19 protein-coding genes are annotated in these 22,990 nt (G+C 36.7%); 7 read left to right on the top strand and 12 right to left on the bottom strand.

Going from position 1 to position 22,990, the window contains the following annotated elements; all coding sequences use genetic code 11:
* The 6 genes from JNL75_08875 to dprA form a co-directional block, all read right to left on the bottom strand.
* Positions 1 to 941, bottom strand: a 941-nt coding sequence (locus JNL75_08875) for a threonine aldolase (GenBank protein MBL7789922.1), incomplete at its 3' end; no start/stop codon positions are given.
* A gap of 42 nt (positions 942 to 983) precedes the next feature.
* Positions 984 to 1,976, bottom strand: a complete 993-nt coding sequence (locus JNL75_08870) for an SDR family oxidoreductase (GenBank protein ID MBL7789921.1) — start codon at positions 1,974 to 1,976, stop codon at positions 984 to 986.
* 18 nt (positions 1,977 to 1,994) lie between these two features.
* A complete protein-coding gene (locus JNL75_08865; protein ID MBL7789920.1) occupies positions 1,995 to 3,308 on the bottom strand; it encodes a UDP-glucose/GDP-mannose dehydrogenase family protein in 1,314 nt (437 codons plus the stop codon).
* Between the two features lie 36 nt (positions 3,309 to 3,344).
* Positions 3,345 to 4,457, bottom strand: coding sequence for a Fic family protein (locus tag JNL75_08860; GenBank protein ID MBL7789919.1), 1,113 nt, complete (start codon positions 4,455 to 4,457; stop codon positions 3,345 to 3,347).
* 218 nt (positions 4,458 to 4,675) lie between these two features.
* Entirely contained in the window at positions 4,676 to 7,603 is a 2,928-nt protein-coding gene (locus JNL75_08855; GenBank protein ID MBL7789918.1) for an FAD-binding protein, read from the bottom strand.
* Positions 7,604 to 8,719 carry a DNA-protecting protein DprA gene (gene dprA / locus JNL75_08850; GenBank protein ID MBL7789917.1) on the bottom strand — a complete coding sequence of 372 codons (1,116 nt, stop codon included), beginning with the start codon at positions 8,717 to 8,719 and terminating at the stop codon, positions 7,604 to 7,606. It lies immediately after the preceding gene.
* Positions 8,720 to 8,823: 104 nt separating this feature from the next.
* Here dprA and bshA point away from each other — a divergent pair, with 104 nt between their 5' ends.
* Complete coding sequence (bshA, locus tag JNL75_08845) at positions 8,824 to 9,948, top strand: N-acetyl-alpha-D-glucosaminyl L-malate synthase BshA (protein ID MBL7789916.1); 1,125 nt, start codon at positions 8,824 to 8,826, stop codon at positions 9,946 to 9,948.
* A complete protein-coding gene (galE, locus tag JNL75_08840; protein ID MBL7789915.1) occupies positions 9,945 to 10,961 on the top strand; it encodes a UDP-glucose 4-epimerase GalE in 1,017 nt (338 codons plus the stop codon). Before bshA ends, galE begins: the two co-directional genes overlap by 4 nt.
* On the opposite strand, the gene dnaX is transcribed toward galE, so the two are convergent.
* The 3 genes from dnaX to JNL75_08825 form a co-directional block, all read right to left on the bottom strand.
* Complete coding sequence (gene dnaX, locus JNL75_08835) at positions 10,958 to 12,604, bottom strand: DNA polymerase III subunit gamma/tau (protein ID MBL7789914.1); 1,647 nt, start codon at positions 12,602 to 12,604, stop codon at positions 10,958 to 10,960. The genes galE and dnaX overlap by 4 nt on opposite strands.
* Positions 12,605 to 12,619: 15 nt before the next feature.
* Positions 12,620 to 13,372 carry a hypothetical protein gene (locus tag JNL75_08830; protein MBL7789913.1) on the bottom strand — a complete coding sequence of 251 codons (753 nt, stop codon included), beginning with the start codon at positions 13,370 to 13,372 and terminating at the stop codon, positions 12,620 to 12,622.
* A gap of 210 nt (positions 13,373 to 13,582) precedes the next feature.
* Positions 13,583 to 13,954: a DMT family protein gene (locus JNL75_08825; GenBank protein ID MBL7789912.1), complete on the bottom strand. Its 372-nt coding sequence runs from the start codon at positions 13,952 to 13,954 to the stop codon at positions 13,583 to 13,585.
* A gap of 72 nt (positions 13,955 to 14,026) precedes the next feature.
* On the opposite strand from JNL75_08825, the gene JNL75_08820 reads away from it, so the two are divergent.
* Together JNL75_08820 and JNL75_08815 are read left to right on the top strand one after the other, a co-directional pair.
* On the top strand, positions 14,027 to 14,404 hold the full coding sequence (locus JNL75_08820) for a DUF423 domain-containing protein (GenBank protein MBL7789911.1): 378 nt from the start codon (positions 14,027 to 14,029) through the stop codon (positions 14,402 to 14,404).
* Positions 14,405 to 14,418: 14 nt separating this feature from the next.
* Complete coding sequence (locus JNL75_08815; GenBank protein MBL7789910.1) at positions 14,419 to 15,627, top strand: hypothetical protein; 1,209 nt, start codon at positions 14,419 to 14,421, stop codon at positions 15,625 to 15,627.
* Here JNL75_08815 and scpA read toward each other — a convergent pair.
* From scpA to JNL75_08800, 3 genes are read right to left on the bottom strand one after another with little or no spacing between them, the layout of a single operon-like run.
* Positions 15,624 to 17,729, bottom strand: coding sequence for a methylmalonyl-CoA mutase (gene scpA, locus JNL75_08810; GenBank protein ID MBL7789909.1), 2,106 nt, complete (start codon positions 17,727 to 17,729; stop codon positions 15,624 to 15,626). The two genes, JNL75_08815 and scpA, sit on opposite strands and share 4 nt — an antisense overlap.
* 2 nt (positions 17,730 to 17,731) lie before the next feature.
* Positions 17,732 to 18,229 (bottom strand): ORF6N domain-containing protein, encoded by a 498-nt coding sequence (locus tag JNL75_08805; GenBank protein ID MBL7789908.1) that lies wholly within the window; start codon positions 18,227 to 18,229, stop codon positions 17,732 to 17,734.
* 8 nt (positions 18,230 to 18,237) lie between these two features.
* Positions 18,238 to 19,431, bottom strand: a complete 1,194-nt coding sequence (locus tag JNL75_08800; protein MBL7789907.1) for a carboxylesterase family protein — start codon at positions 19,429 to 19,431, stop codon at positions 18,238 to 18,240.
* Between the two features lie 94 nt (positions 19,432 to 19,525).
* On the opposite strand from JNL75_08800, the gene JNL75_08795 reads away from it, so the two are divergent.
* The 3 genes from JNL75_08795 (at position 19,526) to JNL75_08785 (ending at position 22,988) form a co-directional block, all read left to right on the top strand.
* Complete coding sequence (locus JNL75_08795; GenBank protein ID MBL7789906.1) at positions 19,526 to 19,891, top strand: helix-turn-helix transcriptional regulator; 366 nt, start codon at positions 19,526 to 19,528, stop codon at positions 19,889 to 19,891.
* A 97-nt stretch (positions 19,892 to 19,988) separates the two neighbouring features.
* On the top strand, positions 19,989 to 20,855 hold the full coding sequence (locus JNL75_08790; GenBank protein ID MBL7789905.1) for a hypothetical protein: 867 nt from the start codon (positions 19,989 to 19,991) through the stop codon (positions 20,853 to 20,855).
* Positions 20,856 to 20,858: 3 nt separating this feature from the next.
* The gene (locus JNL75_08785) at positions 20,859 to 22,988 is read left to right on the top strand and encodes a M4 family metallopeptidase (protein ID MBL7789904.1); all 2,130 of its coding nucleotides are present in this window, start codon (positions 20,859 to 20,861) and stop codon (positions 22,986 to 22,988) included.
* Positions 22,989 to 22,990 lie beyond the last annotated feature (2 nt).

Below are 22,990 nucleotides of genomic sequence, written 5' to 3'. Positions count from 1 at the left end.
CTAATAGCAATACATTTAACATTTTTTTGGGCTAATTTCTCAACAATAGACTTAGCTGGCACAGTATTATGGGTTTGAAAAATAATAATATTTGATTCTACTGGTTGAACGTCCGCTACAAATGAATAAGACTTTAAATTCGATGAAATAATTCGAGCTCTTTCATGATCTTCCTTTAACCGCTCAACATGATGATCTAGAGCGTATATACCCGCTGCTGCCAGATAACCAGCCTGTCTCCAGCCTCCACCCATCAATTTTCTATACCTTCTGGTCATTTGTATGAAATTTTTATTCCCTAGCAGCAATGAACCAACTGGACAACCCAAGCCCTTTGATAAGCAAATAGAAATGCTATCAAACACTTTACCATAATCACTAGGTGATTGACTTGACTCCACCAGAGCATTGAATAGTCGAGCGCCATCGAGGTGAAATTTTAAACTTTTTTCCTCACAAACTTTTTTAATCTTAAGAATTTCATCGAAATCATAAATACTTCCACCACCCCTATTTGCAGTATTTTCAAGAGAAACTAACCTTGAAACAGGTTGATGGATATCATTGGGGTTGTTGATAGCATTCAATACTTGTTCAGCATTGATTTGACCACGTTGCCCACTTATTGGCTTCACAGATGCTTGGGCATTGACAGCTATACCGCCTCCTTCATAGATATAAACATGTGATAATGATTCACAAATCACTTCGTCTCCAGCTTGACAATGGGTTCGTATTGCTAATTGATTCGTCATAGTGCCTGAAGGACAGAATATAGCAGACTCCATACCAAAAAGCTCTGCTGCTTTCATTTCTAAGGTATTGACTACCTCATCTTCCCCGAATACATCGTCTCCTACTCTTGCCAGAAACATAGCCTCTAGCATAGCTGGAGTTGGTTTTGTGAAGGTGTCACTTCGTAGTTCAATATATTTAGTCATACCTACGGAAATAGCGCTAGTTCAACGAAAATTAGCCAAGAACTAATACTTATTGTATTTGGTAAAATCATTATGCTCAATCTTATTCAAATCTTCTGCTGTGAGTGTTTTAAAATAGTCAAAGGTTATTTTCAGGCCTTCAGCACGCTTCACTTTTGGTTCCCAGTTTAGAATTTCTCTTGCTTTATCGATATTGGGTTGGCGCTGCATTGGGTCATCTTGAGGAAGTGGTTGATAGACTATCCCTGATTTTGAATCCGTAAGTTTAGTAATTTCTTCCGCAAATTCTTTGATGGTGATTTCATCAGGATTGCCAATATTAATAGGATATACATAATCACTCATGAGTAAGCGATAGATGCCTTCTATCAAATCAGAAACATAACAAAAAGAACGAGTTTGACTGCCATCACCAAAAATAGTCATAGGTTCGCCCCGAAGTGCTTGACCTATAAATGCCGGCAATACACGTCCATCATTGAGACGCATGCGAGGACCATAGGTATTAAATATTCTAACAATCCTTGTTCCCACCCCATGAAAGCGATGATAAGCCATTGTCATAGCTTCTTGAAAACGCTTTGCTTCGTCGTAGACTCCTCGTGGACCTATGGGATTCACATTGCCCCAATAATCTTCCGTCTGTGGGTGTACTAATGGATCGCCATATACTTCGGATGTCGAAGCTATCAACATTCTAGCATTTTTAGCCTTTGCGAGTCCTAGCAAATTATGTGTTCCTAAAGAGCCTACTTTTAAAGTTTGAATAGGTATTTTTAAATAATCTATAGGACTAGCAGGTGAAGCGAAATGCATGATATAATCTAGATGACCTGGTATATGCACATAATTACTCACATCGTGATGGTAAAATACAAAATCTGGATGCGCCATCAGGTGTTCTATATTTTTCATATTGCCTGTGATAAGGTTATCCATTCCTATCACACTATAGCCTCTTTCTATAAAATAATCACAGAGGTGTGAACCCAAAAAACCCGCTGCGCCTGTTATTAAAACTTTTTTCTTTGACATTACTTAATTTTAAAAAAATCAGATATTGGCTTTAATAGTTTTCCTACCAATACTATAATAGTCAAATCCGGTAGATTCCACATCTCTTAAATCAAATACATTTCTACCATCAAATATGGTTCTACCTTTCATTATAGATTTCATTTTATCAAAATCAGGTGTTCGAAATACAGGCCATTCGGTAACAATTACTAAGATATCTGCATCCTCAATCGCTTGATACATGTTGTCTGCATAATCAATTTTATTTCCTATTTTTTTCTCCACATTTGGCATTCCTTCTGGATCATAAGCTACTATATTAGCACCGGCTTCCACTAGTTTATCAATAACATATAGGGCGGGCGCTTCTCGTATATCGTCAGTATTAGGCTTAAAAGATAGTCCCCACATGGCTATTTTCTTTCCTTTCACATCTGCATTTTGAAGAATAGTTTCTACGAATTTTTCCTTTTGTAATGCATTGACATCTATGACAGCATTCAATATTTTAAAATCAAAGCTATTCGAATGAGAAATATGCTGTAATGCCTTAACATCTTTAGGGAAACAAGAACCGCCATAACCCAAGCCAGCATAAAGAAATGCGCCTCCTATTCGATTATCGGTGCCGATTCCTCGTCGAATACTATCTATATCTGCACCCACTTTCTCCGCCAGATTCGCCATTTCGTTCATAAATGAAATCTTTAAAGCGAGAAATGAGTTTGCAGCATATTTTGTCAGTTCAGCAGACTTTTCATCCATGACGAAAATAGGATTACCTTGACGGACAAAAGGCTTATAAAGCTTTGTTATCAGCTCAGTAGCTTTTTCACTGCTACTTCCTATCACTATTCTATCAGGTTTTAGAAAATCTTCTACTGCAAAGCCTTCACGAAGAAATTCAGGATTGGAAACGACATCAACTTTTACCTTACATTTATCATCAAATATTTTTTGAGTCATAGCCGCTGTACCTACAGGCACAGTACTTTTATTAACCACAACCTTATAAGACTGAATAATGCCTGATAAAGTTTCCGCCATTTTCAACACATAACTCAAATCCGCTGAGCCATCTTCACTCTCTGGCGTAGGTAATGCTAAAAAAATAATATCAGAATTATCTACAGCTTGTTTTAAATCAAGCGTAAACTGAATGCGTCCTTCATGAAAATTCCTCTTTAAATAGGTGTCCAATAAAGGTTCAAATATGGGAACCTCTCCGTTATTGAGTTTTTCTACTTTTTCTGCATTATTATCTACACAAATGACATTGACACCTGTCTCAGCAAAACAAACTCCCGAAACTAAGCCTACATATCCTGTTCCAATTACTGCTATATTCAATACTTTATTTTTTTTATCTACAAAATTATATATTTCTTAAGCACTATTCATATCTAAATTCACTTGATAATTCGTGCTTCGACCTTTTCCTTTTGATATTAATATATTTTTGGAAACTAAATCTGCCAAATCCCTAGTAGCAGTAGCTTTTGATACTTTATTAATAGACATATACTTGCTAGCATTCATACCACCGATAAATTCCTGATTATCTATCACCATTTTCTGTATGGCTTTGAGTTGTTTTTTATCTACTATATTCTGTATGGCTTCAAAAAATCGACTCTTTTTGACAACAAATTGAACAGTTTCATTAAACTCAAGTTGCGCTGCAATTACTATTTGACTAAAATAAGCTATCCAAGCATCAATTTTAAGCGTTTGTTGGGCCTTTTTCAATTGAGAGTAATATAACTTCTTATCTGCATCTATACTACTAGAAAGACTCAGGAGTGCAGCATGACCTAAGCCTTGCGATAGTGCCTTTTCAGCCAAGATACGACCTATTCGCCCATTGCCATCTTCATAGGGATGAATGGACTCAAAATAGAGATGCGCTAGCGCTGAACGTACAATTGGATTAGATATTTTATGCTTAGGGTTTGTCCGTGTTCGATTGAACCATTGTATGTAGCGTTTCATCTCCCGAGGGACTTGCTTTGAAGGCGGTGCTTCATAGTGTACGACTTCTCTACCATGTGACCCCGATACTATCTGCATAGGTTCAGTACCGGTTCGCCATTGACCTTTGGTTATTGTCTTAGTATATAGAAAAATATCCTCATGCCATTGGTGCATCATAGTTTCTGTTAGTTCGGCATCAAAATCTTCTCGTGACTGCACTATGGCTTTCGCTATGCCCTCAGAGCGTTTATCTTTGACATTTTTTATATTGATATTGTATCCTAATTTCTTTTTTATAGATGATACGAGGTCTATACGACTCACCATTTCCCCTTCTATTGCAGATGTTTTGAGAGCTTCCTTCACTAATATATTGAGAATAGACTCTTTTTTGTTCTCTGATTGTATAAGGTCAATGGCTCCTTGTCCCAATCCTGCAATGCTGAGAAATTTCTTTTCTGCTAATTCATACAGGCTATCATTCCATATGAAATGAGGCCAATTTTCATCTGTCCAGTGATACATATTGTGAGCCGATTAGCGTATCATATCGGCTCATATTATGGTAGAATATGAGCCGATTATTTTTAATTTTCGCAAATATATTTAATTTCAATTTAATTTCAGTGAAAAACTTGAAAACTCAACAATATTAAGCATTATAAAGATATTATAGATAGCTTTTTGAGCCGATTAGAAATGCTAATCGGCTCATATTTTGCAAAAATATGAGCCGATTAATTTCATATTTCAATCAGTGCATGATATAAAATTTCTACAGGATGACTTGATTTTCGTCTAGTACCATCTTTTATCTGATGGCGGCAGGATGTGCCCGAAGCACAAATTTCTTTCTCTTTATTTTTCCTTACCGATGGAAACAAAACCATTTCACCTATTTTCATACTCAATTCAAAATGCTCATAGCCAAAGCTTCCTGCCATGCCACAGCAACCACTTGGGATTTCACTAGCAGTATAATTCTCTGGGAAATTTAAAATATCGAGGGCATATTGGGTTGAACTCAAAGACTTTTGATGACAATGCCCATGATAAACAATTTCTTTCTTAGCTTCTGTAAATTTCGATTTTAATTCTGGATGCTTGAGAAAATAATCAGACAAAAATTCTTCCATCAAAAATGTCTTTTTCGCAACAAGTTCTAAAGTGGACTTGAGTTCATTAGATATGAGTCTATGATAATCGTCTCGTATTCCCAAAATAGCTGATGGCTCTATGCCAATAAGAGGATATTCATCGTCTGTTATATATTTTACTTGCGAAATAAATTCATTTACATTTTTCTTAGCTTCTTCTAAAAAACCTTTAGAAATTAGACTGCGAGAGCTATCTAAAAATGGCAAAACTTCTACTTTCAGCCCCATAGCAGTAAGCAGCAGGTAGGTTTTTTTTCCTATTTCTGCATCTAAATAATTCGTAAATTCATCTACGTATAAATAGACTTTATCTTTAGAATCTTGACTTTTCAATGGCAACTTTCCATACCATTTTTCAAAACTTGAATTAGCATATCTAGGTAAACTTCTTCTCTGATCTATACCTGAAAAATACTTTATCGTATGAGAAATGACAGGCAGTGACTGGGCTATATTGGTGAAGAAGGCAAAAGGTGAGACTAGTTTGGATATCTTATAAAAACTAGCGGTTGATTTTTCTATCTTGGTCAGTGGATTTGACTTATGATATTGGTATAGGAATTCAGACTTCAACGCAGCCATATCAACAGAGCTAGGACACTCACTGATACAAGCCTTACAGCTCAGACATAATTTCAATACATCGTATATCTCTTGATGATTTAGCCCTTGGATAGAATCTTGATGCGTCAAAAACTCTCTCAACATATTGGCTCTGGCCCTCGTAGAATGTTCTTCCTCGCCAGTAGCTTGATAGCTAGGACAAAGAGTGCCGCCAATGATACTTGTCTTTCTACAATCACCTGAACCGCTGCACTTCTCAGCGGCTTTGATCAGGCTTCCTTCTTTCTCAAAACTAAACATAGTTTGGATAGCATCTGCCCTAGTATTGTAATCTTCTCTCAAATTAGTGTCCATGGGCGGAGCATCTACTATTTTTCCAGGGTTGAAAATGTTATGAACGTCCCACGTTTTTTTAATTCTTCGCAGCAATTCATAATTTCTCTGTCCCAAAGCAATAGGAATAAACTCTGCCCGAACCAGTCCATCACCATGTTCACCACTCAAGGATCCATTATATTTTTTCACTAAATGAGCTGAAGACTCTGCGATAGCTCTAAATTTTTTTCTTCCTTCTTCTGTTTTAAGATTGACCTTGGGTCTAGTGTGCAATTCCCCAGCACCAGCATGTGCATAGAAAACACTGGTCGTACCTAGGTCGTGTATCATTTGATTAAAATCTCGTATGTAATCAGGTAAATCCTCTATATGCACAGCGGTATCTTCGACGAACTCGACGGGTCGCTCTTCGCCTTTCATATTTTGCAATACACCTAAGCCTGCTGCTCTCAATTGTAGTGCTTTTTTAATATCATTGCCATATAAAACGGAATGACAAATAGCGAGGGAATTCAACTGCTCCTTCATAGCTGTTATCTGCTCCTCTAGTGTCTTATCCGTTTTTTCCTCCACTTCTATCATCAATATAGCAGCAGGATCTCCTTGGATAAAAAAACGATTTTTTGCCTGCACTAGATTGTCTTTAGTACAATCCAATATCGCTTTATCCATCAGTTCGCACTGATTTGGGTGGAGTTTCATAGCCTCTACCGCCGCTTGAAGACTTGCCTCTAGGCTGTCAAAGTGCGAACAAATTAAGGCAATTTTAACTGTAGGAGCATCTACGAGTTTGAGTTTTATCTCGCTAAATAGCATGAGCGTTCCTTCACTGCCACAAAGCATTTTGGAAAAATTGAATGGCTCATAACCTCGATGAAAAGGCTCAGTATTTAATAGAAAGTCTAGTGCATATCCCGTATTTCTTCTGGAGACTCCTACTTTTGGATATTCTTTGTCAATCTCAGCCTGCGTAACAGGGTGATTTAGTTCAAATGCAATTTGACGGTAGATACTACTTTCAAGACTAGTTCCATGACACTTACTTCGAAATTCATGGGTACTTAAATCTTTAAATTCTACTTCGCTCGCATCGCTCAAATAGCCTTTGATCGATATCACATTCTCTCTCGTAGTGCCGTATTTAATGGAAAAAGATCCACTCGAATTGTTCCCTACCATACCACCAATCATGGCTCTATTGGAGGTGGAAGTGTTGGGTCCGAAATGTAAGTGATATGGTTTAAGTGCTATATTCAATTCGTCACGCACCACCCCTGGTTGCACGATAGCATATTTCTCTTCTGGATTTATTTCCAGAATTTTATTCATATATCGCGATACATCGACTACTATCCCTTCGCCTACACACTGACCCCCTAGCGAAGTTCCGGCAGTTCGAGGGATGATGGAGGTCTTGTTATTATTGCAAAATAAGACTATGTTTTTGAGGTCTTGATTCGTTTTAGGATAAACCACAGCTAATGGGAGTTTGCGATATAGCGAGGCGTCGGTCGAATACAAAATTCGCATTTTATCATCTGTAAAAATATCCCCATCGAAGTAAGCTCGAAATTTATTTAACTTACGAAGAATTAAATTTTGATTGTCGTCCATTTAAATTAGTTCATATTTATTGCCTGGCAAGGTGTTTATCATACCCTGCAATTCCAATTCCAATAAGGTTTCTACCAGCTGACCATGTTCCAAGTTGAATTGAAACAATAATTTTTCTAATTCTATTTTTGGTGTTTTTCGAATGACATCTAAAACATTTTTCTGCATAGCAGTTCCTTCAAAATCCAATTCTAAAGTCTTTGGGATTTTTTTATTGGTATGTGTATTCCATGACATTGCTTCTATCAAGTCCTTAGGGGTATTCACCAGACTGGCTAGATTTCTTTGTATCAAATCATTGCACCCTCTCGATTGAGCATCCGATATTCTACCGGGCAGTGCAAATACATCTTTGCCGTAATCATTTGCGAGAAGTGCCGTAATCACCGAACCTCCTTTGATATCCGTCTCTACTACGAGTATGGCGTCACAGAGACCAGCTATCAATCTATTTCTTCTCGGAAAAACCCCCTGTGATGTTTTACTCTGCGATGAGGTTTCTGTTATCCAGCCACCTTCTGCTTCCAAAATTGATTTGGCTAGATTCGTATTCTGTGCAGGGTAAATTTTCTCTAAACTCAGACCCATAACTGCTAAAGTAGGGATATTGCTTTTGACGCAGAGTGCATGAGCCTTCTGGTCTATACCAAGTGCTAATCCACTAATAACAGCTAAATTCTTGACCTCTTTCAGTTCTGCATAAAACTGTTCTAAAAACTTATGACCATATTCTGTCGATTTTCGTGTCCCCACGATAGCTAGACTTCGCTTTATTTTAGGGAAAATATTTCCTTTTTTATAAAGTACGAGAGGCTTATCCTCGATAAGGTTCAATCTCACAGGGTAATTTTCATTCTGAAAAGTGATAATATCGATATTGTTTTTTTGACAAAACTTTGTTTCAATATCAATTTCTGCAAATGAAGATTTATCTAATATTTGCTTTATCACTTCATCACTTAGCGCTGATAAAGTATTTTTTAATTCTCTACGATTTGCCTTAAAAATATTTTCTGCATTTTCAAAACTTCTCAAAAGAGCATTCGCCTTGATAGGTCCTAGACCATCAATAGCCTGCAGTGCCATGAGGTAAAAGTCTTCCTGAGATAGTTGCATAAGGTTCAAAAATAGGTTATTTTGAAGATTTGGGTTACTGGAAAAAGTGAGTTTAAACTTAATTTACAATTTGTAATGACAAAATCCCCTTAACTTTGTTCGAGATGAATATAGGAATAGTGTGTTATCCTACCTACGGAGGTAGCGGTGTGGTGGCTACTGAGCTAGGTAAAGGTCTGGCTTTGCGCGGACATTCTGTGCATTTCATTACCTACAAGCAGCCCTTTCGTTTGGATAGTTTTCATCCCAATATTAGTTATCATGAAGTCAGTTTTGAGAACTATGCCCTTTTTCAATACCCACCTTATGAGACCGCTTTAGCTTCTCGTATGGTCGATGTCGTTCAGTTTGAAAAATTAGATATTTTACATGTACATTATGCCATACCGCACGCTTCGGCAGCCTACCTTGCTCAAAGTATTTTGAGAGATAAGGGTATAAATATTCCATTTGTCACCACACTTCATGGTACAGATATTACACTGGTAGGAAAAGATAAATCCTTCTTGCCAGTAGTAGAATTTTCGATCAATAAATCTGACGGAGTAACTGCGGTATCACATTCTCTCAAAAAAGACACTCTGGAATCTTTTGATATCAAGAATGAAATAGAAGTTATACATAATTTCATCAATCTACAACGATTTTCCAAGCTAGAAAAACCCCATTTCCGAAAACTGGTAGCGCAAGACCATGAGCGCATTTTGATTCATATTTCTAATTTTAGAAAAGTGAAGCGTACTGAAGATGTGGTAAGGATGTTTGAAATTTTAGTAAAAAAAATACCTAGCAAACTGCTCATGGTAGGTGATGGTCCTGAAAGACAGCAATGTGAGGAATTGTGCAGAGAGTTAAGAATATGTGATAATGTAAAATTTCTAGGCAAACAAGAGGCTGTAGAAGAGTTGTTTGCTATCAGCGATCTCATGGTACTGCCCAGTCAATCGGAAAGTTTCGGACTCGCTGCATTAGAGGCTATGGCGTGTCATGTCCCAGTGCTTTCTAGCAATGCCGGTGGACTTCCAGAGCTAGTAAAAGACGGAGAAAATGGTTTTATGCGTGCGGTGGGCGATATTCAAGCCATGTCACTTGCAGCAGAGAAAATTTTATCTGATGACACTATTCTGAAACGATTTAAAGACACAGCATATCAGACAGCTAAACGATTCGATATCGAAGTGATACTACCACAATACGAAAATTTATACCAAAAAATAATGGCAAAATGAAGAAAGTACTCGTCACTGGTGGCACGGGCTACATAGGTTCACATACGGTAGTAGATTTACTGGAGAATGGCTATGACGTCATTGTAGTGGACAATCTGAGCAGGTCCAAAGAAGAGGTGCTACTAGGAATAGAAAAAACAACAGGCAAAAAGCCGAGCTTCTATAATGTGGACTTGTGTGATAAAGTGGCTTTAGAACAAGTGTTTCAAGCAGAAAAAAATATTGAAGGAATTATTCATTTCGCTGCTTATAAATACGTAGATGAAAGTGTGAAAGAACCTTTGCTGTATTATAGAAATAATGTGGAAGGCTTATTAAATTTATTAGAATGTGTCAAAAAGTATAAGGTTGCTAATTTTGTATTCAGCTCTAGCTGCTCGGTCTATGGCAATATAGACTCACTGCCAGTATCGGAAACCACCAAGCTCAATCCAGCACAGAGTCCCTACGCCTCTACCAAAGTGGTAGGCGAACTCATGCTAGAAGATGTAAAACTTGAAATACCTGCCAACTTTATATCCCTGCGTTACTTCAATCCAGTTGGGGCTCACACAGCAGGATTTATAGGAGAAAATCCTGCAGTAATACCAAATAATCTCGTGCCGAGAATTACAGGTACTGCCATAGGAAAATTTGAAAAGCTGATGATATTTGGCAATCAGTTGCCGACTAGGGATGGGAGTTGTATTCGAGACTATATTCATGTGATGGACGTAGCTGAGGCACATACTGCTGCCCTGAAATATTTATCTAAATTAAATACTATACATACTCATGAAATCATCAACGTAGGTTCTGGTGAAGGGGTTTCCGTTCTAGAACTTGTAGCAGCTTTCGAAAAAGCTACTGGCATACATCTCAATAAAGAAATAGCACCACCGAGAGAAGGCGATGTCATTGCGGTATATTCAGACACTCAGAAATCCTCTAAAGTCCTAAACTGGCAGACTAAAAGAAGTATTGAAGAAATGATGATTACTGCCTGGGAATGGGAGAAAAAGAATCATGTCTAACTATGAAAATCCAACTTAAACGTATCATGAATATCATTTAAGATAGGATATTTCTTCGCCAAGTCTTCAAATGCTTGACGTTTACTAACATCTTCGACTTGATTCGATGTATCTACGATACATTTAAAGTGTGCTAAATCGCCTGAAATTTCGGTATAAATCTTCTTAAGATTTGGGAAAGTAGCTTCTACCATTTTAGCTAAACTCTCACTTTCTAAATGAAGAATGAAAGTCTCGTTTTCGATTTCTGGTCTTAGAGCTTTAAGCATTTGTTTTTCTGACAGAGTACCATCAAATCGCTCAACTATTTGAGTCCATAAATCAGAATTCAATATAGGTTTGTACTCGGGTTTTTTACTCGGTTCTTGTTTGAGATTTTGATCTACCTTGTTCAGAATATCATCTAGCTTGATTCCAAACTGACTGTTGTTCGGCGTGCTTGGTTGCTGTGGAGCTGGAATCTCTTTTCTTTCGGATTTTATAGCTGGGGTAGCTAATCCGTCAGATTTTTTTTTTTCGCCTAGCTCTGTCCAACTAGAATTCATTAATTTTCTAAGATAACTCATTTTCAAAAGAGCGAGCTCGACCACCAATCTCCGATTTCTAGTCGTTTTCATCTGTACCTCACATTCCGATATGACTTGGAGTAGATTGAGCATATAGGCCTCATCCAGTTCTTTGCCTTGTGCTACAAATTGGGCCTTTACCTCAGCATTGTATTCTAACAAGGATAAGGTAGATTCTTTCTTAGCAACCCATAAATTACGTATATGCTCAGCCAATCCAGAAAGAAAGGTGTCGAGGTCAAAGCCATTGGTCAGTACATCATTTAGCAATAATAAAACTGTATCGCTCTGCTCCTTCACTATGTTATCGATAAACTGAAAATATACTACATAATCAAGTATGTTTAGACTCTTGATAACTGTATCATACACTAGCTTCTGCCCATTCATACTTACCAAGCGGTCAAACATAGATAGAGCGTCTCGCAAGCCTCCATCGGCTTTCTGTGCTATAAGATTGAGAGAGTTGTCATCTGCTTCTATATTCTCTTTGCCAGCTATTTTATGCAGATGATTTTGGATATCTCCGATTGATATTCGCTTAAAATCATAAATCTGACAACGGGAAAGTATGGTAGGGAGAATTTTGTGCTTTTCTGTCGTAGCCAAGATAAATTTAGCATAACTAGGTGGTTCCTCTAGGGTTTTGAGAAAAGCATTAAATGCTGATGCGGAAAGCATGTGGACCTCGTCTATGATGAAGACCTTGTACTCTGCATTTTGGGGTGCATATTGTACCTGTTCGATTAATTCTCTGATATCATCAACCGAGTTCTTACTAGCAGCATCGAGCTCTATAATATTGAATGAAGCGTTACGGTTAAAAGAAAGGCAGGCATCGCATTGATTACATGCCTCTCCATCAGGTTGTAATTCTTTACAATTTATTGTTTTAGCAAAAATTCTGGCTATCGTTGTTTTACCTATACCACGTGATCCAGTAAATAAGAAAGAATGAGCGAGTTGCTTATTGCGAATAGCATTCTTGAGCGTCTGGGTAGTCGCTTCCTGACCTACCACCTCGTCAAATCTTTGGGGGCGGTACTTTCGGGCTGATACTATAAATGCTTCGCTCAATTCTTTAAAACGTTATTACATCTTATATCTTTTCACTTCTTGAATATAATCATTCATTAATCCAAAAGTGGGATTCTTCGGTGTAAATGTTCTAATAACACCAACACACTTAGCATAAAATTGTGTACCCCCGTCAGTAATAGTTGAAGAAACAACAGCTCCATTCATTTTCATCTCTACTTTTAACTTCATATTAACCTCGATAACATCATTAAACTTTAACCCATTCGATAAGGTATAACTTGAATGTTGTTTAACTATTTTCAACGTATAGGAATTCACGGCTTCGATGCCAGAATTTGATATAACAAATTGACCACCTTGCCATTCTTCATTTACCTTTTTTGTTTCATCCAGAATGATCAATTCAAATTTGGTAGGTGAAGTATATGAGTAAGAAATAAGTTTACCTCCATCACGTCTTAAAAAACCTCTTGTATTACCTACACTTGGCTGTGAACTATTTAATATTGTATACTTTTTTCCATCAACTGTGGTATCTGTTCCCGGAAAGCTACCATATATAGTATCTGAGCTTGACCCATTTACCGAGAATGTATAATTAGAATTTTTGAACATCGGATAGAAGGTACCACACCCCGTAGGCTGCGTATTTACGGCTGCATTGGGACTATTGGGAGAATTTGTCGTAGGGAATGGCCCAGAATTCACTCCACCACTTCCTGTGCTATTATCATCTTTGGAGCATGAGCCTAGTAAAAAAGCGAAGGTTGTAATTACAAGTAAGTTTAAAATTTGATTTTTCATTGTTTTTAATTATTTTGATTTTAAGTGAGCAAATTTAGCAATTATTGCCAAATGGTAATTTTAAAAGTGAAAAGTGTTATGATTTATCTATCCGCAGCATTTTAATAAAAGTATTTGTTAACGCCTCACCAACACAAAGCCAATCTCAATTGAATTTGTAAATCAATCTAATGGAGTCAATTTTCTTAAGACTTATCTACAACTTCTCAGTTACTTCTTAAAAACAAAATATACCGAAAGTACTAAAAAAAATAACCCGATAGCGTGATTCCATCTCAAAGATTCTGATTTAAAAAACACAACAGAAAACACCACGAAAATCAACAAGGTCAATACCTCTTGTAAAACTTTTAACTCAAGTAAGCTAAATGGTCCACCATTTCCCTGATATCCCATCTTATTGGCGGGCACTTGAAAGCAGTATTCAAAAAATGCAATTCCCCAGCTAAACAATATGATAGAGAAAATACCCAATCGCTGAAACCATGTCCACTCTGCCAGCTTTAAATGCCCATACCAAGCTAAGGTCATAAAAATATTGTAGCAAGTAAGTAAGAATATCGTAAGGAGAGATTTTGACATGTATTTAAACAATAAAACACAAATTTAACTAGAGAAATTTTATTAGTTCTAAATTTGACAAAAACTAAAGTCATGCGAAAAATTGGACTAAGTATCGGTATTATTGGTGCTTTAGGTGTATTGATTGGAGCTTTTGGGGCACATGGTGTCAAAGGTAAAATCAGTGATCAGCATTATAACTCCTACAGAGTAGGCGTTGAGTATTTGTTCTTTCATCTTGCACCTCTATTATACATTGTGACACAGACATATAACAAGGTATTACAGAAAGCTGCATTATTATTTATATTCGGTATCCTATTTTTTACAGGCTCGAATGTCCTCATGACTACCGAGGCTATTCACCACATCAATTTTCATTTCCTTTGGCCAGTGACTCCGCTAGGGGGAATTCTTTTTGTGATCGGGTGGCTGTCCATGTCGTATCATTTTTATCAAAAAACCGATTGAGAAATTTTGTCTATTTGATATTTTTATGCTGGGCCAATTCGTATTGGTCTCAAATAAAACTAAGTATATACGATAGCTCACTTCAAATACCACTTGTTGGGGCCTCCGTACTTATATCGCCGCAAAATAATATTTGTTATAGTCAACTTGACGGAACCGCAATACTGCCAAGTAATTTACTAGCTACAGATAGTATTGTGATATCATCCTTAGGGTATGAACGTAAGGTTTTTCTGGCGGTACACTTGCCTACAAAGGTGCTTTTATCTCCTAAAAAATATATACTCCCATCTACCACTATTCGTCCTATAGCCCCCCGAGACTATATACAAAGAGCCTTCGATAGTTTTCATGCCAATCATTTAAGCAAGTCATTTAGTCAATCGGTTTTTTATCGCGAAGAGTTTATCGTCAATGATCAATATGCTCGATTTCAAGAAATGGATTTGGAGGTTTATCAATTTCCTAAGAAAGATGATAGTCGCCCTTACTATATTTCTGGTTCATTTCCGAAGGTCAAACAATTCTATAAAAAAGATGATACTATACTTATGAATGACATAAAATATTCCTTAGGAAAAATAGTAGGGAAAAAATTGAATTTTAATTATCTCACAGGTTATAGCTATATAAAGGGTGTGAATATGCTCAATTTCATTTTCACACAACTTTTGGAAAGCAAAGACATTCAGTATAAATTATTGGGCATAGAAAATATAAAAGGACATAATGCACTGCATATTCAGGGGAAATATTTCAAGGATAACATCAACTACACCAATATCGATGTATACTTAGAAGAAAATTCCTATGCCGTCCTCCATGTAGCTATCACCGCCAATGATGAAAATTTGACAAAGCAGTTTCTTGATTTTAAGACCCGTACTTTATTGTGGCTTGTTGGTATAAAAATAGATGTCAAAAAATATTATTCTAAACTGCAATTTACTAAATCGAGAGAAGGCTTGTGGGTTGTAGAAGATTTCTTATTGATGCTACCAGTGACTATTAGAAAAAAGAAAACTTTGGATATGTATGTCAATATTGGCTACCGCATGAATCCCCTACTGAATATGTCTGCCAAGCCTCTTGGCTATAGTGTGTATCAAGAAAATCAACACCTTTTTGATAGTCAAAAAATACATAAGCGATTTTCTGAAAAACTAGGCTACAGCATACCACTACTACCTGCTCAAATAGACCGTTTGGATCGAATGCGCTAATTTAGGAAATTCCTTAAAATAGCACCTGCACTTTCAGCTATGATAGACCCAGGTCCAAAGATGAACTGAACGCCGTCTTTATACAAATTGTCATAATCCTGTTGCGGTATTACTCCACCTGCTACGATCATGATATCGCCCCGCTCGTAGCTATTCAGTTCTTCTTTGAGTGTCTTAATTAAAGATTTGTGACCCCCTGCAAGAGAAGAAACGCCAACTATGTGCACGTCATTTTCAACAGCTTGTTTAGCGATCTCTTGTGGAGTTTGAAACATAGGACTGATATCGACATCAAAACCTAAGTCAGCGAACGCAGTCGCTATCACTTTAGCGCCCCTATCATGACCATCCTGACCCATTTTTGCTATCAGAATACGTGGACGACGACCGAATTTATCTGCAAACTGTTGGCTGAGAATAGTCGCCTCTTGAAACAATTTATTATCCTTCATTTCTTTAGAAAATACGCCTGAAATTAAATTTTGTTTGGCATGATAGCGACCAAATACATTTTCCAAAGCATCTGATATTTCACCTAAAGTGGCACGCTCCCTTGCAGCCTCAACTGCACATTCCAAAATATTGATAGAAGAGTCAGTAGCAGCCATTGTGATTTTTTGCAGGCAGGCTAGCACCTTTTCTTCATTGCGCTCTGCTTTTATCTTCTTTAATCGTTTTTTTTGTTTAGACAATACTTCCATATTGTCAATAGACAATACTTCTATATTAGACTCTTCGGTAGTCTTATATTTATTGACTCCAACTATAGTATCAGTACCTCCATCAATTTTTGCCTGACGCTTAGCGGCAGATTCTTCAATTCTCATTTTAGGTATTCCTTTTTCTATAGCAGCCGTCATACCGCCGTTTTCGGTGATTTCTTGAATCGGTATTCTCGCTTTTTGTATCAACTGATCGGTCAAGTATTCCACATAATGAGACCCAGCCCATGGATCTATCGCTTTGCAGATATTCGTATTTTTTTGAATATGTATCTGCGTATTGCGAGCAATAGCCGCAGAGAAATCAGTAGGCAGAGCAATGGCTTCATCCAAGGCATTGGTGTGCAGTGATTGAGTACCTCCAAAAGCTGCCGACATAGCTTCAATCGTGGTGCGAGCCACATTGTTATAGGGGTCTTGTTCTGTAAGACTCCAACCACTCGTCTGACAATGCGCCCTCAGAGCTAGCGATTTAGGATTTTTAGGTTGAAATTGATTAACTATTTCTGCCCATAGTACACGTCCTGCTCGCATCTTAGCTATCTCCATAAAATGATTCATTCCTATCCCCCAGAAGAACGATAGTCGTGGTGCAAAATCATCAATAGCCAGTCCACTCTCCACACCTAGTTTGAGATATTCCAAACCATCTGCCAAGGTATAGGCTAGTTCTATATCTGCGCTCGCCCCAGCCTCTTGAATATGATAGCCAGAAATAGATATAGAATTGAATTTTGGCATTTTCTTCGAGGTATATTGAAAAATATCAGCTATCAAGCGCATAGACGGTTTAGGAGGATAGATATAGGTATTACGTACCATAAACTCCTTGAGTATATCATTCTGAATAGTACCTGAAAGCTTGTCAGGACTTACACCTTGCTCTTCAGCTGCTACAATATAAAAAGCCATAATAGGAATGACAGCACCATTCATGGTCATAGAAACGGACATCTCATCCAATGGGATTTGATCGAATAAAATTTTCATATCCTCAACCGAATCGATAGCCACACCTGCCATGCCTACATCGCCAATAACGCGCGGATGATCACTATCATAGCCTCTATGGGTAGCTAAGTCAAAAGCAACAGACAATCCTTTCTGACCAGATGCTAGATTTTTTCGGTAAAAGGCATTCGACTTTTCTGCGGTAGAAAATCCTGCATACTGACGAATCGTCCAAGGTTTGTTGATGTACATCGATGCATAAGGACCCCTCAAAAAAGGCGGCTGACCGCAGCTATAGCCAATGTGTTCTAAATTTTCTGAATCTTGAGCTGTATAACCAGATTTGACATCTATTCCTTCTACAAATTTATAGACAGATTTTTCTATCTTTTCTGCACTGCGGTATAGTTCTTCAAATGAATATGACATAGTTATTTTTTAAATCCAATTTTAGTTCTTTCTTTTTGTTTTACTTCGTTTTTGTCCTTGTCTAGCAGATAATTTATAGCTTTATAAATATCTGGAAATTTATCCTCAAGAATTTTTAGTCGCTCACTCAGTTCTTTGTAGGTCAAGGCTAATGTGCGAATAAGAACGAAAGCTCTCATTATACTGATATTGACCTCGATGGCTTTGTCAGAGTTTAGGATTCCGCTGAGCATGGCCAAGCCTTGTTCGGTAAAGGCATAGGGGATAGCTGCCTTTGGTCTCTTGGAGCTAGATGTCATCACAATTTGTGACGACATTGCTTCCCATTCTTGGGTAGTAAATTGAAACATAAAATCAGATGGAAATCGTTTTAAATTCCTCTTTACGGATTGATTTAAAGCACGCGTCTCTACTTCATACATGGCAGCTAAGTCATAATCAAGCATGACTCTCTGCTGCCGAATGGTATAGATTTTATTTTGAATTTGTATCAAATCCATTCTACTCCTCATTCGAATATTAACTTTTGCACCACATCTTTGTACTTCAAAATATATAAACCCCTAGGCAAATGGAGGATGGAGACAGAATTAGAATTTTCTATTTCTAAGGATATTCTATTCCCTAGCAAATTATAAAGAGAAATGTCATTTAAGTTGATTTCTTCATTAAAATAAAGCACAGACTTTACAGGATTTTCCAATATTAAACTAGCTTGATTTTTAGTCTGTATATTTCCTGTAGCTTGATCGCATTTCATTACCTTGTATAGAAATTTTCTCAAATTTTCTAATGTCGTATTTAATAATCCAAGGCCTGTAAGAATATTAGGGTCGGCGAAAGCAGGATGATTTGTGGAACTAAATGAATCTAAAACATAATAATTTCCCTTTTCTTTCATGCGTTGTGCTATATTAAAGCTGCCATGCATAAAGGTTTTAGACTGGCCATTTAGTGGGTATCCTGAACGAAATGGAACCGTAGCGTCTCCGTTAGCATGATTAAGATAAATGGGAAGATCATTGGCTACAATATGGGCGGTATCTAGTATAGCTCCTGCAAAATTAAATATCCCTTTGACCTGGGAACTTTGTGACAGGTTATTGGTAGAGCCTTCCCAGCCGCCCAGAGAATTGATAGCGGTTTTGACAGAATCTGATAGTTCATTGAACTGCGAATATCCTAAAGTCAGCGCCGTAACTCCTCCTGCTGAGGTTCCACCAATAAACATCATAGTACTATCTATACCGAAATCCGCTGATTTTGATTTTAAAAAACGTACGGCAGCCTTAGCATCTTGCACGGCTCGAATTACCGAACCATTTTCACCATTGGCGGTCATGTTTGCTTGATTGTCTAGTCTATAATCTATACTTGCGCACACAAAGCCACGTTGTGCTAGACTGCTAGCAAAAAAGGTCAATTCTGGAGAAGTGCGGGTCCCCGAAACAAATGCCCCTCCAAAACAAAAGACTATACAAGGTCTATTTTTAAATAAGTCTCCGGAAGGGGTAGTATCACCTATGGGCGTATATAAATCAAGATTTAATTTTTGATTGGCACCAGTGTATGTTATATTCTCTCCAAACTGATAGGTAGTCGTTTTGACATTTGGAAAGATAGCGGCATTATAGCGATTGCCGCATTGAGTAATCCCATTCGAACTCATTAACATTAGGAAAAAAAAGCTGAGAAAGCGCATTGGTGTTTTTTTTAATTGAACAAAGATAAATTAAAATAATTGCTGGATTTTAATAAATTTAGCATAAATTCGCCCTACTTAAACATTAAATTTTATGAATAGAAAGGGGTTAGTTAGTAGAATTAAGTCGAAGATTATCGAAAAAATGAGTCAGCGTGGATTAACGCAAACTACCTTAGCACAAAAAATAGACACCAGCCAGCAAGCATTAAATAAACTACTCAATCAAAGTGATGACATATCAATATCAAAAATGGAAAAAATAGCTGAAGCCCTCGACATTAAATTCAATGAACTACTACCATTGAATATTAATCAAAACAATAATGATGGTTCTAAAGAGAACTATCAGACCATAAATATTAATGAGAAAGATGTTTTAAATCAAATTTTAGAAAATCAAAAACTGCTGATAGAACTGACCAAGCAAGTCATAGAGCGCGATTCTCTGAGGAAGTAATTAAAAACAACTTTAAGTTGTAGTGATTACAACCTCATAATTTGTGCTTGTTGTGGCAATACATTTTCTTTGCACGTAAATTTAAAATTTACAAATTATGAGGAAAGTAAAAGTAACATGCGTCTTGATTGCGTTAATTTATACAATTAATAGTAATGCCCAATGGAACCCTTTAGGTCCAACAACTACCAATTCTGATATAAATATAGGGGGCACTCAATTTGGGAGAATGCACATTAGATATAATATACAGCCACCAATGATGATGAGCGAAAGTAATCCAAGTAATGGTCACCAAAACGTACTAAGCCTGAGTAAAGAACTCGGAACTTCACTTGGCAGTGGAGGTTGGCAAAGTCCAGCGGTAACAATTACATCTATCCCAACTTGGGGGTTCGCAATAGACAACGATGATAGAAGGTTACGATTTACATATACAGACTTAATCAATCAACCCTCTACCAACTGGATATGGAATGGTTCAACCGCAGTTCAAATTACCTCATGGCCTAATGTGAGAGAGGTATTTAGTATTAATACTGACAAAGTAGAATCATTCTCTAATATGTTTGTTTCTAGATGGCTTGGAAATGGAGGCAATCTAACAATAGAAGGAGAATTTCGTGTAAGAGATATAAATGGTAAGAATCAGTTTTTAGTTGATAACACGGGGTTTGTTAGGGCTAGAGAAATTAAGGTCGATATGCAAGTAATCCCTGACTATGTATTTAAATCTGGCTATAAACTTATGACTCTCAGAGATCTAGAAAAATATATTGCAATTCATAAACACTTGCCAAATATAAAAGGGGAAAATGAGTTTAATGAAAAGGAAGGAATTGGTCTAGGCGAAATGAATATGAAGCTATTAGAGAAGGTAGAAGAGTTAACCCTATATATTATACAGCAGCAAAAAGAAATTGACGAGATTAAAAAATCATTGATCAATGTGAAAAATCAATAAGATATGAAAGGTTTACTAATTGCATTGTTTATAATATATGGAACATCTATAAAGGCTCAGCTGATCAGTATTGAATACAAATTTCATGAAGATGTTACAGAAATTACAGAAGAGAACTATGGAGAAAAACTCGATCGGCTTCTTAAGCTTGATAGCTTTCTGAGCTTTGAAATTGATCAAAGTCGAAGCGAAATTGATGAATTGGGGTTTAAGCATATAACTTTAACTCAGACGTATAAATCAATTCCAATCGAATATTCTATTCTTAAACTCCATTTCAAAAATAATAAGTTATATTATTTAAATGGCGAGATTTGCCAGAAAGTAAAACAGGAACAGAAAGCGAAGATTAAAAAAGAGGAGGCTCTAAAATTAGCGTTAAAATATTTTGATTCATCTATTTTTAAGTTAAATGAATATGCTACTAACGATAAGGGCAATGCCTCACGATATAATTCTTTTGATGGTGATGTAGTTTACTTTAATAGTAAGGTAGACTCAGTATCTTCTAATTCCATTTTAGCTTATAAATTTGACGTTTATATACCTGAAATCGATGATCGATATTGGATATTTATTTCTGCTGAAAACGGTACAGTTTTGAATTCCATTTCACAATCCTGCAATGCATGGGCAGAAACAATTTATAGTGGTAATCAAATAATAATAACTTCTCAGTTACCCAGTACATCACCTCCATGGGCTTTGTTAGGGTATCACAATATAAACTGCAAAATTAACACAACATTAAACTTTGGAGCAAATGTATTAGACAGTGATAATAACTGGACTGCTGCCGATTGTATACCTAATCCAACGATTAATATGTATCAACCAAAACAATTTATGTTTGATGTTCACTGGGGCTCAATGGTCTATTATGACTATTTTAAAGTGCGACATAACCGACTAAGTATTGATAACAATGATGGTGAATTACTAGCTTGGGTGCAAGGCAGCATAGATAATGCTAAATGGAATGGGACACATATTAATATCGGTGGAGGATTTGCAAATAACCCCTATTCTACAATTGACATAGTTGCGCATGAGTGGGCTCATGGAATGAATAGTAAAACTTGTAAATTGATTACTACTGGTGAATCTGGTACCATAAATGAGAGTTTAAGTGATATCTGGGGAGCATGTGTAGAAGAGTACTCCGATAGAAACTACCCAATACCTCTTAATTTAAAAAGAAACACATGGCTAGTGGGCGAGGGAGTGCCGAAGACTCGTCCATCAATTCGAAGTATGAACAACCCCAATGCAGAATTACACCCTGATACTTATAATGGAACCTTTTGGTATCAAGGGACAGATGAAGATAAAAGAGTACATATTAATAATGGTGTAATGAATTTCTGGTTTTACCTAATTTCTATGGGTGGAAGCGGGACTAATGATCATGGTAATAGTTATAATGTACAGAGAATTTATATGTCCAAAGCTGAAAAAATACTCTATAGGGCTCAAACAAAGTACTTTACAAGTACGACTGGTTTTTTACAAGCCAGACAACTAACAATTCAAGCAGCAAAGGATCTTTATGGTATATGTTCCCCAGAAGTAAAGAGTGTAATAGATGCTTGGTATGCAGTTGGTGTAGGAAATTCACTAATCGGCGGCAATTCAATTTATATAACAGATCCAGTAACATATAATAATTCAGATTATAAGTATGCCTATTATTTAGTGGATGCAAGTAATATTATTGAGGACAATACTTGGGTGACTTATGAATCAACAAATTATGTAACATTGTCAGATGGATTTCATGCTTTTAGGGAGTCGGACTTTTCTGCACGTATAGTGCCATGCAATAGTTCAAATGGTGGAATGAAAGTATCTGCTGTATCTGATAATCTTATTCCTGAGCCGGTAGAAAAATCAAGCGTTGATAATATTAAGTTTTATCCTAATCCAGTTCATAACTTAGCTACCTTAGAGCTAAATATTAAAAACGAAGAAGTATATATTCAGTGCATTAATATGTTAGGACAGATAGTCTATGAATCAGTTATAACAAACAATTTAAACACCTTAGACTTATCAGGTTTAAAAAATGGACAATATTTGCTAAGGGTTAGTTATAATAAACAATCGAAGGTTTTTAACATCAGAAAAATTTAATA

The sequence above is a fragment of the Chitinophagales bacterium genome (assembly GCA_016787225.1).
Lineage (GTDB): Bacteria > Bacteroidota > Bacteroidia > Chitinophagales > JADJOU01 > CHPMRC01.
Note: the sequence above shows the minus strand (reverse complement) of the source record. Positions and strands in the feature narration are given on the sequence as shown.

What these genes read in the sequence shown, in the direction of transcription:
- JNL75_08870 (MBL7789921.1), bottom strand. Translation starts at nt 1,976, where the DNA reads ATGTCAAAGAAAAAAGTTTTAATAACAGGCGCAGCGGGTTTTTTGGGT.
- JNL75_08860 (MBL7789919.1), bottom strand. Translation starts at nt 4,457, where the DNA reads ATGTATCACTGGACAGATGAAAATTGGCCTCATTTCATATGGAATGAT.
- JNL75_08855 (MBL7789918.1), bottom strand. Translation starts at nt 7,603, where the DNA reads ATGGACGACAATCAAAATTTAATTCTTCGTAAGTTAAATAAATTTCGA.
- dprA (MBL7789917.1), bottom strand. Translation starts at nt 8,719, where the DNA reads ATGCAACTATCTCAGGAAGACTTTTACCTCATGGCACTGCAGGCTATT.
- bshA (MBL7789916.1), top strand. Translation starts at nt 8,824, where the DNA reads ATGAATATAGGAATAGTGTGTTATCCTACCTACGGAGGTAGCGGTGTG.
- galE (MBL7789915.1), top strand. Translation starts at nt 9,945, where the DNA reads ATGAAGAAAGTACTCGTCACTGGTGGCACGGGCTACATAGGTTCACAT.
- JNL75_08830 (MBL7789913.1), bottom strand. Translation starts at nt 13,372, where the DNA reads ATGAAAAATCAAATTTTAAACTTACTTGTAATTACAACCTTCGCTTTT.
- JNL75_08825 (MBL7789912.1), bottom strand. Translation starts at nt 13,954, where the DNA reads ATGTCAAAATCTCTCCTTACGATATTCTTACTTACTTGCTACAATATT.
- JNL75_08820 (MBL7789911.1), top strand. Translation starts at nt 14,027, where the DNA reads ATGCGAAAAATTGGACTAAGTATCGGTATTATTGGTGCTTTAGGTGTA.
- scpA (MBL7789909.1), bottom strand. Translation starts at nt 17,729, where the DNA reads ATGTCATATTCATTTGAAGAACTATACCGCAGTGCAGAAAAGATAGAA.
- JNL75_08805 (MBL7789908.1), bottom strand. Translation starts at nt 18,229, where the DNA reads ATGGATTTGATACAAATTCAAAATAAAATCTATACCATTCGGCAGCAG.
- JNL75_08800 (MBL7789907.1), bottom strand. Translation starts at nt 19,431, where the DNA reads ATGCGCTTTCTCAGCTTTTTTTTCCTAATGTTAATGAGTTCGAATGGG.
- JNL75_08795 (MBL7789906.1), top strand. Translation starts at nt 19,526, where the DNA reads ATGAATAGAAAGGGGTTAGTTAGTAGAATTAAGTCGAAGATTATCGAA.
- JNL75_08790 (MBL7789905.1), top strand. Translation starts at nt 19,989, where the DNA reads ATGAGGAAAGTAAAAGTAACATGCGTCTTGATTGCGTTAATTTATACA.
- JNL75_08785 (MBL7789904.1), top strand. Translation starts at nt 20,859, where the DNA reads ATGAAAGGTTTACTAATTGCATTGTTTATAATATATGGAACATCTATA.